The sequence below is a fragment of the Halobacillus sp. H74 genome (genome assembly GCF_052246715.1).
Taxonomy (GTDB): Bacteria; Bacillota; Bacilli; order Bacillales; family Halobacillaceae; genus Halobacillus; species Halobacillus litoralis_A.
On sequence record NZ_JBQQCI010000005.1, the window covers coordinates 246,594 to 261,495 of the forward strand.

Genomic DNA, 14,902 nt, shown 5'->3' on the forward strand with positions numbered 1-14,902 from the left:
ATTCGAGGGGGATATACGTATGGAATTTCGCTATTTGCCAATGACTGAAAGAGATAAAAGAGAGATGCTTGAGGGGATCGGAGTAGAGCAATCGGATGAACTGTTCTCTGATATCCCTGAAAATGTCCGCTTCAAGGGAGAATTGGACATCAAGGCACCGAAAAATGAATTTCAACTAATGAAGGAACTTACGAAGTTATCTGAACAGAATGTCAATCTGAAATCACATTCCTCTTTTTTGGGAGCGGGGGTGTATGATCACTACATTCCTTCCATTGTCGATCACGTAATATCCAGGTCAGAATTCTATACTGCTTATACTCCATACCAACCGGAAATATCCCAGGGTGAATTACAAGCTATTTTTGAATTCCAAACGATGATTTGTGAACTGACCAGCATGGATGTCGCTAATTCTTCAATGTACGATGGAGGAACTGCTTTAGCGGAGGCGGTCAACCTATCCGCTGGCCAGACTAAGAAGAAAAAGGTGCTCGTATCGAAGGCGATCCACCCTGAATCACTTGCTGTTATTCACTCTTATGTTAAAGGGCCGGGAGTGGAAGTGGTTGAAATCGATCACAAAAACGGTATGACTGACCTTGATCAATTAGAACGTGTGCTTGATGATGATACCGCAAGTGTTGTAGTCCAGTATCCAAACTTTTTCGGGCAAGTAGAACCGTTAGATAAAGTCCGTTCTCTTGTAGATACACAGAAAAAGGCGATGATGATCACATCAAGCAATCCTTTAGCTCTCGGTTTCTTGACACCCCCTGGTGAATTTGGTGCAGACATTGTCGTCGGAGATGCTCAAGTATTCGGAATCCCGGCACAATACGGAGGGCCGCATTGTGGTTACTTTGCAACTACTAAAAAATTAATGCGCAAGGTACCAGGACGCCTTGTAGGTCAAACGGTCGATGAAGAAGGGCGACGAGGGTTCGTTCTCACTCTCCAGGCGCGTGAGCAGCATATCCGCAGGGATAAAGCGACATCAAACATTTGTTCCAACCAGGCCTTGAATGCCCTGGCGTCCTCTGTAGCCATGTCTTCTTTAGGAAAACAAGGATTAAGGAAAATGGCTTGGATGAATATTCAAAAAACCTCTTATATGAAGAAAGTGTTACAGGAGAACGGTTTTGAGGTAGCTTTTGAGGGCCCTTTTTTCAATGAACTTGTCGTTAAGCTGAGTCATGATGTCGCTGAAGTTAATCGTGTGTTATTGGATAGAGGTTTTATCGGAGGCTATGACTTAGGTCAAGTAGATAGGAGTTTAACAAAGTCGATGCTCATCGCTGTCACAGAAATCCGCACTAAAGAAGAGATCGATCAATTTGTCAGGGAAATGGGGGATATCCATGGCTAATCAAGATTTTCCAGTGATTTTTGAACTGAGCCAAGAGAGTCGTACAGGTTTCAGCCTGCCTGATTTGGATGTACCAGAAGTCGATGTTGAAGACATGCTTGGAGATGTGTATGTCAGAAAGGACGAACCGGACCTTCCTGAGGTAAGTGAGCTTCAAATTATGAGGCATTATACAGCTTTGTCGAAGCGGAATCATGGAGTAGACTCTGGCTTCTATCCTCTTGGATCCTGTACGATGAAATACAATCCGAAAATGAATGAAGATGTGGCCCGTCTGACAGGCTTCAGCCATATCCACCCACACCAGCCGGCAGAATCGGTCCAGGGGGCCTTGCATTTGATGTATGATCTGCAAGAGTCTTTATCTGCTATCACCGGGATGGATACGGTAACCCTTCAGCCTGCTGCAGGTGCGCACGGAGAATGGACAGGACTTATGATGATACGTGCCTTCCACGAAGCCAACGGTGATGAAAATCGTACGAAGGTCATTGTTCCTGACTCCGCTCATGGGACCAACCCTGCGTCTGCAACAGTAGCCGGCTTTGAAGCTGTGACTGTCAAATCGGATGCACGTGGCCTTGTAGATTTAGAAGACTTGAAACGTGTGGTTGATGATCAGACAGCAGCGTTGATGTTGACGAATCCAAATACGCTGGGGTTGTTTGAAGAAGATATTGAAGAAATGGCAAACATCGTCCACCAAGCTGGAGGTAAGCTGTATTACGATGGGGCGAATTTAAATGCTGTTTTAGGCTATACTCGACCTGGGGACATGGGTTTTGATGTTGTCCACTTGAATCTGCATAAAACATTCACTGGACCTCACGGGGGTGGAGGACCTGGTTCTGGACCAGTCGGTGTTACATCAGAATTAGCTCCTTACTTACCAAAACCGATTTTGACAAAAGTGAATGATACTTATTTGTTCGATTATGACCGTCCGGATTCAATCGGGAGAGTTAAACCTTACTATGGGAACTTCGGAATCAATGTCCGCGCCTATACTTACATCCGTACAATGGGGCCGGAAGGTTTGAAGAAGGTAAGTGAGTATGCCGTGATTAATGCGAATTACATGATGCGCCGTTTACAAGGCGAATTTGAGTTGCCTTTCGATCGTCATTGTAAGCATGAATTTATTCTTTCTGGTAAGCGTCAGAAGAAGCTAGGTGTCCGCACATTGGATATGGCGAAACGACTATTGGACTTTGGCTACCATCCTCCGACAATCTATTTTCCGATCAATGTAGAAGAAGCATTGATGATAGAACCGACGGAAACAGAGTCTAAAGAAACATTGGATGATTTCATCGATGCGATGATCCAAATTTCTAATGAAGCAAAAGATGATCCCGAAAAGGTTCAAGAAGCACCGCATACTACAATTGTCAGCCGAATGGATGAAACACAGGCGGCGCGAAAACCAGTACTGAGGTATATCAAAGAATAATAGAAAAACCGGAGTCCACATGCAGCGGGCTCCGGTTTTCTAATGTGAGATTTATTTTTTCGTTTTGATTTTACCAGACCACTTTTTAAATCCACCTTGAAGCATGTTCAAGTCTTCATAGCCTTTCTTGTGTAACATCATAGCTGCACGGGCAGATCTCGCACCACTTTGACAATACAAGTAAACAGGCTTATCTTTGCGGATTTCCACAAGTCGGTTTTTCATTTGTGAAAGCGGAATGTTTCGTGCACCCAGGATGTGTCCGCCATCGAACTCTTTTGATTCCCTCACATCGATCAATTGTGCCTTCCTGTATCCTTCGCGAAATTCATCTTCAGTCAATGTGTTCATGATTTTTCTAGCTTTGAAGAATCTATAAACACCGAAGGCAATGATTGCTGCAAGTGCCCCGATTAAGATCCATAATTCCATGATTCCATCCCCCTCATTTCTCTACTCCTCTATCTATTATAGGAGGGAATCGACTGCATTTCAAAAATATTTTTTGCACTGCTTATAAAAAATGCTGATTTGATGAGATTGAGGCGACATCTCGGGACGCAAATGATGAAAAAGGTGATGAGGGTGAAAAATAATTGTATTTACTTTCGCTCACTTGCTTTTTCATCGATATTCTTATGATTTCCTGATTGACAAATTTCTACACACTTGTTCAATAACACAATATATTGTGCGACTTTTAAAAAAAGGCACAATATATTGATTAACTTTTCATGAGTGTGGTATGTTACTTATAGTAGATTTATTAATTAAGGGAGAGATGCAAGATGCAAACAACTACCTCCGCGGATGTTCATACAAAAATAAATGTGGAACGATTGAATGCTGATATTCGTCAGTTTTCACAAGTACATGAAATTACAGACTCCATGTCTATTACACACAAAGGTGTGTCGCGACTAGTCATGCTTGATCGTTATGCGTTTAAGGATACAGAAAAGCTTACATTATCGGAAGGGGATTTTGTTGTTCTGACAGTTAAGGACGACCCTAAATTCCCGGCTCGAGGCTTTGGATTTATTCACTCCATCGATTGGGATACACATGAAGCGATCGTACGAGTCGAGAATGAATTTTTGAATGTACTTGACCATGAAGAAGAACGTAAAACCGGGCTGATTCGAAGGAATCTGGATACGATTGACAAGCCTTTGGAAGTATACTACGAACAGATTGCGTTAAGAAACGCAACAGGGCTGGCAGAAGTAGAAACAGATCCCCGGAGAAAGAGTCAAAGCTTTCAAGAGTTTTATGAAGAACTTTCTGATCTTAACTTCATCCCGGCCGGCCGTGTATTATACGGAGCAGGGTCCCAAACGGATGTCACTTATTTCAACTGTTATGTGATGCCATACATTCAAGATTCACGGGAAGGGATTTCGGATCACCGCAAGCAAGTGATGGAAATTATGTCGCGGGGTGGAGGAGTTGGAACAAATGGTTCGACGCTTCGTCCAAGAAACACATTGGCTCGCGGGGTTAATGGAAAATCTTCTGGCTCCGTCTCCTGGTTGGACGATATAGCTAAACTCACGCATCTGGTCGAGCAAGGCGGGTCAAGACGCGGAGCGCAAATGATCATGTTAGCTGATTGGCATCCAGATATCCTCGAATTCATCATTTCTAAAATGCAGAACCCGAGGATCCTTCGATTTTTGATTGAAAATACAGAAGATGAACAAATAAAACAACTTGCCAAGGACAGGCTTAAATTTACGCCGCTAACTGATACAGAAAAGGATTTGTATCAAAGTGTTGTGAATTATAAACATATTCAAGGGCAGGGTGGTTTTACAGATAAGAGCATACAGGAAGCTGAAGAGAAACTTCAAACAGGCGGCACGTATTCCGTTCATAATTCAGAGTTTCTGACCGGAGCGAACATCTCTGTCTGTATTACAAAAGAATTCATGGAAGCGGTAGAAAATGGCACAACATATCAGCTGCGTTTCCCGGACGTTGAAAATTACACAGCAGATGAAATGACGACGTATAACGCCGAATGGCACAACAGCGGTGATGTCCGTGAGTGGGAAGAGCGTGGTTTCGGCATTCGTACCTATCGTACAGTCCAGGCGGAAGAGCTTTGGAATCTGATCAATATTTGTGCGACATACTCTGCTGAACCTGGAATCTTCTTTATTGATAACGCCAATGAAAAAACAAATGCTACAGCATACGGTCAAAAAGTCGTAGCAACAAACCCGTGTGGAGAACAGCCTCTTGCGCCGTTTTCCGTTTGTAACTTAGCAGCTGTAAACCTGGCTAGCGTTGCTGATAAGGAATACAAACGGGTTGATTTCTCCAAGCTTAAGCAAACCGTTGAACGGGGAGTGCGTATGCAGGATAATGTGATCGATGCTACCCCGTATTTCCTGGAAGAAAACAAAGTCCAAGCCCTTGGTGAACGCCGCATAGGTCTTGGGGTTATGGGGCTGCATGACTTATTGATCTACTGTGAAACTGTCTATGGTTCAGAAGAAGGCAATAAGTTGGTAGATGAGATTTTTGAAACAATTGCAACGACTGCCTATCGTGCTTCAATCGACCTTGCTAAAGAAAAAGGAAGCTTCCCTTTCTTAGTTGGTGGTACAGATGCGGAGACGAAAAAACTTCGTGAGCGCTTTATAGAAACAGGTTACATGAAGACGATGCCGCAGGATATCCGAGATGGGGTACTGGCTTATGGTATTCGTAACTCCCACCTCCTCACTGTAGCTCCAACAGGAAGCACAGGTACAATGGTCGGAGTAAGCACAGGTCTTGAACCTTATTTTTCCTTCTCTTATTACCGTAGTGGACGTCTAGGGAAATTCATTGAAGTGAAAGCGGACATTTTACAAGAATACCTGGACCAGCATCCAGAGCAGGATTCTGATGAGCTGCCGGAATGGTTCGTTACGGCGATGACGATGAGGCCGGAAGATCATGCTGATACTCAATGCATCATTCAACGATGGGTGGATAGCAGTATATCCAAGACGGTGAATGCACCGAAAGGGTATACCGTGGAACAAGTTGAAAGTGTCTATCAACGCTTATATCGGGGTGGAGCCAAAGGTGGTACGGTTTACGTCGATGGCAGTCGCGACAGCCAAGTATTGTCCCTGAAAGCTGAGGAAAATGACTTTGATGGTGAACAGACGGAACTTTTTGAGGAAGAAGAGAATACTCCTCGCGTCGTCTTGATGGATACCATTCAGGAATTGGATAAGACTAATGTCACGATCGGTTCAGAAGTTGGCGATACATGCCCGGTTTGCCGCCAGGGGACCGTGGAAGATATCGGTGGTTGTAACACATGCACCAATTGTAACGCTCAGTTGAAATGTGGACTCTGAAATTGACAAACACCAGATGAGGTCCCGCCTTGTCTGGTGTTTGTTTTCTGATATTAATAGAAAATTTGAGGGAGTAAATTAGGAGATATCTTCATCAATAAGTACGCAAGCTTATTCAAAGCGTGACCTTGCTTGTCACAAGGTGGAAACTAGTGTATCATTTTTATGGAAGAATGAGTCTTACTTAACATAGCTCTACGCCTTATGCTATGGAATCCTTAAGGCGCGAGCACAATTGTTCAGCACCTACATATGACAGGTTATTGGGGGTTCAACATGCCAACACCAAGCATGGAAGATTATATCGAACAAATATATATTCTTATAGAAGATAAAGGGTATGCACGGGTATCCGACATTGCAGAAAATCTCCAGGTGCATCCATCCTCTGTCACAAAAATGGTTCAGAAATTGGACCGTGATCAATATTTGAATTATGAAAAGTATCGCGGTCTAATCCTAACACCAAAAGGGAAGAAAGTTGGTAAACGTCTTGTCTACCGCCACGAACTTCTCGAACAGTTTTTAGAAATTATCGGGGTCGACCACGAAAATATCTATGAAGATGTTGAAGGAATTGAACATCATATGAGCTGGAATTCTATTGATCGCATTGGCGATCTCGTCCAATACTTTGATGAGAAACCGGATCGTGTGGATGCATTGCGCGATGTTCAGAAGAAAAATGAAGAACAGAATGAAGAGTGAAAAACAGACGCATGGATTTCCATGCGTCTTTTATTTTTCAAATTTCTTCTTGTGTCTTGCCGTTCTAATTCTTTTATCTCGCGTTTATAATGGAATAAAGTGGGGTGAATCAGGATGAAAGTGGACGGTGTTTTTTCCGGAGGTGGTGTCAAAGCCCTTGCCTTTATCGGTGCTCTGGAGGAGTTGGAAAGTCAAGGTTATTCATTCCATCGAGTGGCGGGTACTTCGGCTGGTGCGATTCTTGCCAGTCTGACTGCAGCCGGTTATTCCGCAACAGAGATCAAAGAGAGATTGAAAAGCTTATCGTTTGAAGAACTCGTCGATGTTCCGATCACAGATCGACTTTTTCCATTTATGAAGTGGCTGCTCTTATATTTTCGTATGGGTTTGTACAAAGGTAATCAACTCGAATTCTTGTTGGAAGAGTGGTTAGAAGAAAAAGGTGTGCGCACGTTCGCAGATATCCCTCAAGGCTCATTGAAAGTCATATGTTCTGATTTGACCCTTGGAAGGATCGTTGTTCTCCCTGATGATTTGAAAAAGGTGTATGGCATTGAACCGGCCACTTTTTCTGTCGCAAAAGCGGTCCGAATGAGTTCAGGGCTTCCTTATTTTTTCATCCCCGTAAAAATCCATGGAAAAAGAGGAAAGTCTGTCATAGTAGATGGAGGAGTGTTAAGTAATTTTCCACTTTGGATATGGGAAAAGAAAGAGGGATGTAGAACACGGCCCATAATTGGAATGAAATTGAGTGATGAACCTGATAAATTACCGGAGCAGAAAATCCAGAACGCGATTCAAATGTTTCATGCCTTGTTCAAAACGATGCAGCAAGCTCATGATGCCCGCTATATATCCAGATCCATGAGTAAAGACATTATTTTCATTCCTGTAAATACGATTGAGACGACAGATTTCGATATGAGTGAGGAAGAAAAAGAAGCATTGATGCATCTTGGGCACGAGCATGCAAGGGAATTTTTGAAACGGTGGAGCAGATAACTTTCTAAACGATAAAAAATCGAGTCACTTAAAAAGTGGCTCGATTTTTATCTTTGCTTTTATTTCCTTCAATGACACGCAATTGAGGTGTGTTCGTTCTTTTGCGTTTTTTCTTGCTGAATGGAGAAGATTTGGCTGGTGTTTTAGCTGCGTTGGTCTTTTTAACTGGCGGACTCGGTTGTTTATATTTTTGTTTAGACTGTTTTACCGCTTGTTTGTATTTCTTCATATCATTGCGGTTTCCGCCCGTTCCCCCTCCAAAACCGCGGTTGCGGAGGAAAAAGAAGTAAATTGCTCCATAAAGGAGGGCAGCAATTCCGATCATCATAACAATCGATGTCAAGAAACTAGAAGTGTTTGTAAACAGTTGGATGGCAACGAAAAAGATGGCTAAACCGATCAATGTGTACATGACAGGAGTCATCCATTTACGCATATGATCATTCCTCCCTTCTAATGAATGTCGCTTAGTGTATGATTATTAATTATATACCCTTATTCGGACCATTATCATCATTTTCTAAGGATTGAATTACGTTTGTGTGTGTTATTTATGATTCTTTCCCTTTTGTATGAAAGTATGCAAAGATTGTTTTAATCTTGTAAAGATTCATAACCGATATTAATAAACTTGTTCCTTCTCGGAGTTTTATTTAAACACTAGAATATTTATTTAGACTACATCTTTATTTTACCTCAAAATGGAAAGAATCACTAGTCTCACTCTTGAAAAGAGCATGAAATAAATCGGGTTGGTTAAAATGAAGGTATGAGGTGATAGAGATGGCAGACAAGCCGAAACAACAGAGACAACAAGAGCCACAGCAAAGTGTTTTAGGAAAAGCTTTAGTGACAGGTTTTACGGCGGGTATCTTATGGAGCGGGTTAGGCGCAATTGCATATTATTTTCATTTCTCAGAGGTTTCAGCTGCTTCCTTCATTTTTCGTTCCTTCTGGCAGACGGACTGGACCGGGACTTGGCTGGCGGAGGTCTTAGCTATTCTTTTTGTTGGTTTACTCTCTCTGGGTAGTGCATTACTTTACTATTTTACACTGAAAAATAAAAATGGAATTTGGCCTGGTGTATTTTTCGGGCTTGCTCTATGGTCTATTGTGTATTTTGTGCTGACTCCTTTATTTCCAGCAATCCCTTCTTTTCTTGACTTGAATAGTGACACATGGGTCACGACAGGCTGTTTATTTATTTTATACGGTGTGTTTATCGGGTATTCCATTTCTTATGAATATCGAGAATTCAACGAGACTGCGAATTCTTATTCAAATGAAGGAAGAGTATGATAAACTGAAAATGTATGACAATTTCGGAAATGGTGGGATCGTCGAATGGGGAAAAAACGACTTTTCTTGATTAACGGACCAAATTTGAACATGCTTGGCAAGAGGGAACCGGACACTTATGGTCATGAAACCTTGGCGGATGTCACAAAAGTCGTCAAAGATACAGCATGGGAACATGGGTATGAAGTGGAGGCCTTTCAATCGAACCATGAAGGTGACTTGGTAGATAAAGTGCAAATGGCAGAAGGAGAGGCTGCGGGTATTGTCATTAATCCAGCAGCTTATACCCACACCAGCATAGCGCTCCGGGATGCAGTCAGTGCTATTAATCCACCAGTAGTAGAAATCCATATATCGAATGTCCATAATCGGGATAGCTTTCGCCATACATCCATGTTGGCACCTGTGTGTGCAGGGCAAGTGGTCGGATTCGGTATTGATGGATATCGCCTGGCTACATTAGGGGTTATTCAAAAGATCGAAAGGGAAGGGAGAAATGATTCATGAGTAAGCTTGTTAGTTTGCGAAAAAAGATAGCTTCAGAAAAATTAGATGGTTTGTTGATTATGAGCGCGAAGAACAGACGTTACATCTCAGGATTTTCAGGCTCTTCGGGAGCAGTGTTGATCACAAAGGATGAGGCAATCCTGATCACTGACTTCCGTTACACTGAACAAGCCAGCGAGCAGGCGAATGAATTCAGTGTCGTTGAACACAAGACTCCTATGCCGAAAGCAGTGGCAGCTAAAGTAGAAGAGCTTGGTTTGGGTAAAATAGGATTTGAAAAGGACCATGTTACATACAGTCTTTTTGAGCAATATAATGAAGCATTAGCAGCAGAACTGATTCCGACATCGGGTATCGTAGAAAAATTACGCTTGATTAAGACGGATGAGGAGATTAGTATATTAAAGGATGCTGTTAAGATTGCAGATGATGCCTTTGACCATATTCTTGGCTACATAAAACCTGGTGTCAGAGAAATCGATGTTTCGAACGAGTTGGAATTCTTCATGCGAAAGCAGGGAGCGACTTCCTCTAGTTTTGATATCATTGTTGCTTCTGGATACCGCTCTGCGTTACCGCACGGAGTGGCATCTGAAAAACAAATCCAGTCAGGTGAGTTAGTCACGCTTGATTTCGGCGCGCTATATAAAGGATATTGTTCAGACATAACGCGAACTATAGCTGTAGGTGAAATCAACGATCAGTTGAAAGAAATCTATGATACTGTTTTACAGGCGCAATTGAAAGGTATGGAAGGAATAAAAGCAGGAATTACTGGCAAAGAAGCCGATGCATTGACGCGTGATTATATCAAGGAGGAAGGGTATGGCGAATACTTCGGTCACTCGACAGGACATGGATTGGGTCTGGATGTTCATGAAGGTCCCGGTTTATCTTTCCGTTCAGATCAAGTCCTCGAGGAAGGTATGGTTGTCACGGTCGAACCGGGAATTTATGTTCCAAATGTAGGCGGCTGCCGCATTGAAGATGATACGATTGTCACGAAGTCAGGCAATGAGCGTTTGAGTCACTCTTCAAAAGAATTGATCACGTTGTAATTTTAAAGGAGGAACAAAGATGATTTCAGTGAACGATTTTCGTACAGGTTTGACAATAGAAGTAGAAGGGGATATTTGGCAGGTCATGGATTTCCAACATGTTAAGCCAGGTAAAGGGGCGGCGTTCGTCCGTTCAAAACTTCGTAACCTCCGTAATGGCAATATCCAGGAAAAAACGTTTCGCGGCGGTGAAAAAGTGGAGCGTGCCCACATTGAAAACCGTAAAATGCAATATTTATATGCAAACGGCGATATGCATGCATTCATGGACACGGAAACATACGAACAAGTTGAAATTCCTACAGCTACGATTGAAGAGCAGCTGAACTACTTGAAAGAGAATATGGAAGTGCAAATCCAGTCTTATCAGAGTGAAACCATCGGTGTAGAACTTCCGAAAAACGTTGAACTTGAAGTGACAGAAACTGAGCCGGGAATCAAAGGAGATACAGCAAGCGGTGGTACAAAACCAGCGACGCTTGAAACAGGCTTGACTGTACAAGTTCCTTTCTTCATTAATGAAGGAGAGAAATTATTGATCAGTACAACAGATGGAAAATATGTTTCACGCGCCTAAGCGTGGATGATAAAAAGAGAGCTTGCCCTGCACATTGCAGGGCAAGCTCTCTTTTCATTGCTTTGGAATTTAAAAATAACAGGCTGATTAATCAGGCTGATAAAAAATCTTCTGAAATTCTCCGAATATGTTCTTCTATTTTTGAATTTTTGATCATTGTAATGAGTAGGAAGCTTTTTATTTTGTTTTTCTATTCCTTCTCTATCATCTCCCATATGACTCACTTTGACTCTCTTAAATTCTTCTATTTTATATCATTCCATCTGTCATAAGCATGGAGTATAGACATACATATGAAGTAAACCAATTAAAGGAGTAAGAGAGGATGAAGGAGATTATCCGTTTGTTTCCATCACCTATCCAACATCTCTTAAAAAGCGAGGTCTGTTGGAAGAGTGTCCAGGAAATCCGCTTGCGAGTCGATCGTCCCATTGAGATCTTAGATTCTTCCCATCATCAAAAATTAAAGGGAACCCTGATGACCCCTGAAAATCTATCTTTTGTTCTAAACCAGATCAGTCAATTCTCACTCTATCGATTCAAAGACGAATTAAAAGAGGGGTTCATTACAATCGAAGGCGGTCATAGAGTTGGTTTGGCTGGAAAAGCGAACACTCATCACAATGAAGTAGATACTTTGAAGCATATCTCTTTCATGAATATCCGAGTCGCTAAGGCTACAAGTGGACAAGTCGAGAGTTTAGTACCGTATTTGTATAAGGATGGGAAATGGCAGAGCACGTTGATCATTGGTCCACCTCACTCAGGAAAAACGACAGTGCTAAGGGAACTCAGCAAATATATCGGCTCCTCTCATCGAGGTTATCAGGCTGCAAAGGTAGCAGTGGTAGACGAGCGTTCAGAAATCGCGGCGAGTATGAAAGGGGTTCCGCAATTAGAAGTAGGAGAGAGGACGGATGTCATGGATGCCTGTCCAAAAGCGGAAGGCATGATGATGATGATTCGCTCGATGTCTCCAGATGTATTGATCGTAGATGAAATAGGTGGAGAAACCGATGCGCTTGCTGTTCGGGAAGCCACGTTCACAGGGGTGGATGTCATATGCAGTATCCACGGAAACAGCTTGTCAGGGGTGAGAAAGAGACCTTCTGCCAATCGATTAATTGAAGAGCAGATTTTTGAAAGATACCTTATTTTAGAGCGTATGGCACCAGCGAAACGGAGAGGTTTAACAATTTTGGATCAATCTGGACAAGTTCTTGCTACATGGAAGGGAAGTGATTCAGGTGCAATGGATCGGAGCCGTCATCATACTGACGGTCACTACGTTAGCAGGTTTTGATATCGCTTCTAGATATAAGCAAAGACCCGGGCACATCCGGCAGTGGAAAAACGCCCTGCAAATGATAGAAGCAGAAATGGTCTATGGTCAATCCTCATTATGGGAAGTTTGTGAAAGTTTATCCAGGCATTTGCCAAGACCGATTTCTCAATTTTTCGAGAAAATTGTCCAGGAGCAAGCCGCATGTGATGATTTCTCTCAGCTTTGGTCCGAACACTTGAAGAAACACTGGTCTTGGAATGCGATGACAAAAAGTGAGCTGGAAATATTGATTCAGTTCGGCCGTACATTGGGTCAACACGATTTAGAGCAGCAGCAAAAACAAATTCAATTGACACTCCATCACCTTGACCGTGAACTCCATGAAGCTCTCGAGGCTGGAGAGCAATACCAAAAGATGGCCAGGGGGATGGGTATCTTGAGCGGGTTGCTCGTAATTATCTTAATTATATAAAAGGGGGAAGGGCCATTGTGCTTCAAGATGCATCGATCTTGTTCCAAATAGCAGGTGTGGGAATAATTGTCGCTATGATTCACAGTATTTTAAAACAAATGGGAAAAGAGGAAATCGCACAGGTTGTAACGTTAACAGGCTTTATCATTGTCCTGTTCATCGTACTTCACCGCCTGGCCGATCTTTTTCAGCAGATCAAATCGGTTTTCCTTTATCAAGGGTAGCGTCATGGACATCATTCAAGTCGTATCCTTAGGATTAGTGGCGGCTTTATTGATTATATTGCTGCAAGAACAAAAATCTTCGGTCGCCTTTCTGCTCCTTTTGTTCACTGTGATCGTCATATTTTTATCTATTCTTGATCAGGTGAAGCATATTTTTTCACTGCTTGCTTATATCGCAGCACAAGCACAAATTGAACCAGTGTACTTCAAGACGATTTTGAAAATTATCGGAATTGCTTACATCGCAGAGTTCGGAGCGCAGCTGATCCGGGATGCGGGGTTGAACGCCCTGGCTTCTAAGGTAGAGCTTGCCGGAAAATTGTTCATTCTCATGCTGGCAATTCCCATTGTCACAGCAGTGATAGAGACAATATTGAACTTCATACCAGGTACCTAGGGAAATCGGGAGGGATGCAATGAAACGATTATTGACGTTGTGCTGCCTAGTCATCGGATTGGTGGGGTCTCCAATAGTCTCCTTCGCTTCTTCTTCCTCTCCCGATGCAGTTCCTTCGATGCTGGATCATGTGACGACAGAGGAATTAGAGGAAAGCTGGAAACAATTAAATCATGAGTATGGGGAATACATGCCTACATTCAATACAAACAACTTCCGTGAATTCATCGAGAGTGAGAGCTCTGTTAAGTCTTCTGATTGGTTCTCAGGTATTTTGAAATTCTTTTTTCATGAATTGCTGTTGAATGGAAAGCTGCTTGCTTCTTTGTTATTTTTGACGTTATTCAGTACGTTATTGCAGTCAGTCCAGTCGGCTTTTGAAAACTCTGTTGTCAGCCGGATTGCATATATGGTTGTCTATCTCGTTTTACTGACTTTAGCATTAGAAAGTTTCGGCCAGGTAATTGGCTATACCTTGAATGCAATCGAACGCATGAGCAGCTTCATGATTGGCCTGATTCCGCTTCTATTGGGAATCATGGCATCTTTCAGTCATTTGATGTCGATCTCTTTCTTCCACCCTATTATCGTAGCACTTGTACAGTCCAGCGGTCTTTTAGTCAAATACCTGCTCATACCATTATTCGCTTCTTCTGCTTTACTTTTGATTGTTGGAAGTTTGAATGAGACGTATAAGGTCGATCAGCTTGCTGAATTATTGAGAAAAACAGGGCTTGCCATTATGGGTATTTTCTTGACGGTATTTCTCGGCGTCATTTCTGTGCAGGGTACAGTCACTGCCGTTCAAGATGGAATCACGATGAAAACAGCAAGGTTTGTCACTGGTAATTTCGTTCCTGTCATCGGAAGACTTTTTACAGATGCGACGGACACCATCTTAGGCGCATCACTTGTATTGAAGAATACATTAGGTATTGCAGGTGTAGTCATCCTACTGGGGATTGCTGTATTTCCTGCTTTGAAAGTATTAGCGATCGCTATCATATATAAAATAGCAGCGGCTTTGCTGCAGCCACTTGGTGATGGTCCAATCATCCAGGCTATGGATGTCGTCAGTCGACATATTATGTATATATTTGCTGCATTATTAATGGTCTCGATGATGTTCTTCTTAGTTATCGTTATCATGGTGGCTGCCAGTAATATCACTATGATGGTCAGGTAGGGT

Annotated in this window: 17 protein-coding genes; 14 read left to right on the forward strand and 3 right to left on the reverse strand. The window is 42.5% G+C overall.

Features of this window, described 5'->3' with window-relative positions:
- Positions 1–19: 19 nt before the first annotated feature.
- On the forward strand, positions 20–1,369 hold the full coding sequence (gcvPA, locus tag ACTWPX_RS13555; RefSeq protein WP_443120212.1) for an aminomethyl-transferring glycine dehydrogenase subunit GcvPA: 1,350 nt from the start codon (positions 20–22) through the stop codon (positions 1,367–1,369).
- A complete protein-coding gene (gcvPB, locus tag ACTWPX_RS13560; protein WP_443120213.1) occupies positions 1,362–2,822 on the forward strand; it encodes an aminomethyl-transferring glycine dehydrogenase subunit GcvPB in 1,461 nt (486 codons plus the stop codon). The genes gcvPA and gcvPB overlap by 8 nt, the downstream gene beginning before the upstream one ends.
- A 51-nt stretch (positions 2,823–2,873) precedes the next feature.
- Here gcvPB and ACTWPX_RS13565 read toward each other — a convergent pair whose 3' ends face one another.
- Positions 2,874–3,254, reverse strand: a complete 381-nt coding sequence (locus ACTWPX_RS13565; RefSeq protein ID WP_443120214.1) for a rhodanese-like domain-containing protein — start codon at positions 3,252–3,254, stop codon at positions 2,874–2,876.
- A 356-nt stretch (positions 3,255–3,610) separates the two neighbouring features.
- Here ACTWPX_RS13565 and ACTWPX_RS13570 point away from each other — a divergent pair, with 356 nt between their 5' ends.
- From ACTWPX_RS13570 to ACTWPX_RS13580, 3 genes are all read left to right on the forward strand, one after another.
- On the forward strand, positions 3,611–6,184 hold the full coding sequence (locus ACTWPX_RS13570; RefSeq protein ID WP_443120215.1) for a vitamin B12-dependent ribonucleotide reductase: 2,574 nt from the start codon (positions 3,611–3,613) through the stop codon (positions 6,182–6,184).
- Between the two features lie 276 nt (positions 6,185–6,460).
- Positions 6,461–6,892 (forward strand): transcriptional regulator MntR, encoded by a 432-nt coding sequence (mntR, locus tag ACTWPX_RS13575; protein WP_443120216.1) that lies wholly within the window; start codon positions 6,461–6,463, stop codon positions 6,890–6,892.
- Between the two features lie 114 nt (positions 6,893–7,006).
- Entirely contained in the window at positions 7,007–7,894 is an 888-nt protein-coding gene (locus ACTWPX_RS13580) for a patatin-like phospholipase family protein (protein WP_443120217.1), read from the forward strand.
- Positions 7,895–7,922: 28 nt separating this feature from the next.
- Here ACTWPX_RS13580 and ACTWPX_RS13585 read toward each other — a convergent pair whose 3' ends face one another.
- Complete coding sequence (locus ACTWPX_RS13585; protein WP_128526485.1) at positions 7,923–8,330, reverse strand: SA1362 family protein; 408 nt, start codon at positions 8,328–8,330, stop codon at positions 7,923–7,925.
- Positions 8,331–8,677: 347 nt separating this feature from the next.
- Here ACTWPX_RS13585 and ACTWPX_RS13590 point away from each other — a divergent pair, with 347 nt between their 5' ends.
- Genes ACTWPX_RS13590 through efp form a run of 4 tightly spaced genes read left to right on the forward strand, consistent with a single transcriptional unit; the run spans position 8,678 to position 11,335 of the window.
- On the forward strand, positions 8,678–9,193 hold the full coding sequence (locus ACTWPX_RS13590; protein ID WP_443120218.1) for a YqhR family membrane protein: 516 nt from the start codon (positions 8,678–8,680) through the stop codon (positions 9,191–9,193).
- 45 nt (positions 9,194–9,238) lie between these two features.
- Positions 9,239–9,700, forward strand: a complete 462-nt coding sequence (aroQ, locus tag ACTWPX_RS13595; RefSeq protein ID WP_443120219.1) for a type II 3-dehydroquinate dehydratase — start codon at positions 9,239–9,241, stop codon at positions 9,698–9,700.
- Positions 9,697–10,758, forward strand: a complete 1,062-nt coding sequence (locus ACTWPX_RS13600; RefSeq protein ID WP_443120220.1) for a M24 family metallopeptidase — start codon at positions 9,697–9,699, stop codon at positions 10,756–10,758. Before aroQ ends, ACTWPX_RS13600 begins: the two co-directional genes overlap by 4 nt.
- 19 nt (positions 10,759–10,777) lie before the next feature.
- Complete coding sequence (efp, locus tag ACTWPX_RS13605) at positions 10,778–11,335, forward strand: elongation factor P (RefSeq protein WP_128526489.1); 558 nt, start codon at positions 10,778–10,780, stop codon at positions 11,333–11,335.
- Here the strand turns inward: efp and ACTWPX_RS13610 are convergent.
- Entirely contained in the window at positions 11,332–11,559 is a 228-nt protein-coding gene (locus tag ACTWPX_RS13610) for a hypothetical protein (protein ID WP_443120221.1), read from the reverse strand. The genes efp and ACTWPX_RS13610 overlap by 4 nt on opposite strands.
- A gap of 101 nt (positions 11,560–11,660) precedes the next feature.
- Here ACTWPX_RS13610 and spoIIIAA point away from each other — a divergent pair, with 101 nt between their 5' ends.
- The 5 genes from spoIIIAA to spoIIIAE are packed head-to-tail and all read left to right on the forward strand — an operon-like array spanning position 11,661 to position 14,899.
- Complete coding sequence (gene spoIIIAA / locus ACTWPX_RS13615; protein WP_443120222.1) at positions 11,661–12,638, forward strand: stage III sporulation protein AA; 978 nt, start codon at positions 11,661–11,663, stop codon at positions 12,636–12,638.
- The gene (gene spoIIIAB, locus ACTWPX_RS13620; protein ID WP_443120223.1) at positions 12,583–13,092 is read left to right on the forward strand and encodes a stage III sporulation protein SpoIIIAB; all 510 of its coding nucleotides are present in this window, start codon (positions 12,583–12,585) and stop codon (positions 13,090–13,092) included. Before spoIIIAA ends, spoIIIAB begins: the two co-directional genes overlap by 56 nt.
- 17 nt (positions 13,093–13,109) lie before the next feature.
- A complete protein-coding gene (gene spoIIIAC / locus ACTWPX_RS13625; protein WP_128526492.1) occupies positions 13,110–13,316 on the forward strand; it encodes a stage III sporulation protein AC in 207 nt (68 codons plus the stop codon).
- A 4-nt stretch (positions 13,317–13,320) separates the two neighbouring features.
- Positions 13,321–13,713 carry a stage III sporulation protein AD gene (spoIIIAD, locus tag ACTWPX_RS13630; protein ID WP_443120224.1) on the forward strand — a complete coding sequence of 131 codons (393 nt, stop codon included), beginning with the start codon at positions 13,321–13,323 and terminating at the stop codon, positions 13,711–13,713.
- A gap of 19 nt (positions 13,714–13,732) precedes the next feature.
- Positions 13,733–14,899: a stage III sporulation protein AE gene (spoIIIAE, locus tag ACTWPX_RS13635; protein WP_443120225.1), complete on the forward strand. Its 1,167-nt coding sequence runs from the start codon at positions 13,733–13,735 to the stop codon at positions 14,897–14,899.
- Positions 14,900–14,902: the final 3 nt, after the last annotated feature.

Coding starts and splice junctions, on each gene's coding strand:
- gcvPA (WP_443120212.1), top strand. CDS start 20: ATGGAATTTCGCTATTTGCCAATGACTGAAAGAGATAAAAGAGAGATG.
- gcvPB (WP_443120213.1), top strand. CDS start 1,362: ATGGCTAATCAAGATTTTCCAGTGATTTTTGAACTGAGCCAAGAGAGT.
- ACTWPX_RS13565 (WP_443120214.1), bottom strand. CDS start 3,254: ATGGAATTATGGATCTTAATCGGGGCACTTGCAGCAATCATTGCCTTC.
- ACTWPX_RS13570 (WP_443120215.1), top strand. CDS start 3,611: ATGCAAACAACTACCTCCGCGGATGTTCATACAAAAATAAATGTGGAA.
- mntR (WP_443120216.1), top strand. CDS start 6,461: ATGCCAACACCAAGCATGGAAGATTATATCGAACAAATATATATTCTT.
- ACTWPX_RS13580 (WP_443120217.1), top strand. CDS start 7,007: ATGAAAGTGGACGGTGTTTTTTCCGGAGGTGGTGTCAAAGCCCTTGCC.
- ACTWPX_RS13585 (WP_128526485.1), bottom strand. CDS start 8,330: ATGCGTAAATGGATGACTCCTGTCATGTACACATTGATCGGTTTAGCC.
- ACTWPX_RS13590 (WP_443120218.1), top strand. CDS start 8,678: ATGGCAGACAAGCCGAAACAACAGAGACAACAAGAGCCACAGCAAAGT.
- aroQ (WP_443120219.1), top strand. CDS start 9,239: ATGGGGAAAAAACGACTTTTCTTGATTAACGGACCAAATTTGAACATG.
- ACTWPX_RS13600 (WP_443120220.1), top strand. CDS start 9,697: ATGAGTAAGCTTGTTAGTTTGCGAAAAAAGATAGCTTCAGAAAAATTA.
- efp (WP_128526489.1), top strand. CDS start 10,778: ATGATTTCAGTGAACGATTTTCGTACAGGTTTGACAATAGAAGTAGAA.
- spoIIIAA (WP_443120222.1), top strand. CDS start 11,661: ATGAAGGAGATTATCCGTTTGTTTCCATCACCTATCCAACATCTCTTA.
- spoIIIAD (WP_443120224.1), top strand. CDS start 13,321: ATGGACATCATTCAAGTCGTATCCTTAGGATTAGTGGCGGCTTTATTG.
- spoIIIAE (WP_443120225.1), top strand. CDS start 13,733: ATGAAACGATTATTGACGTTGTGCTGCCTAGTCATCGGATTGGTGGGG.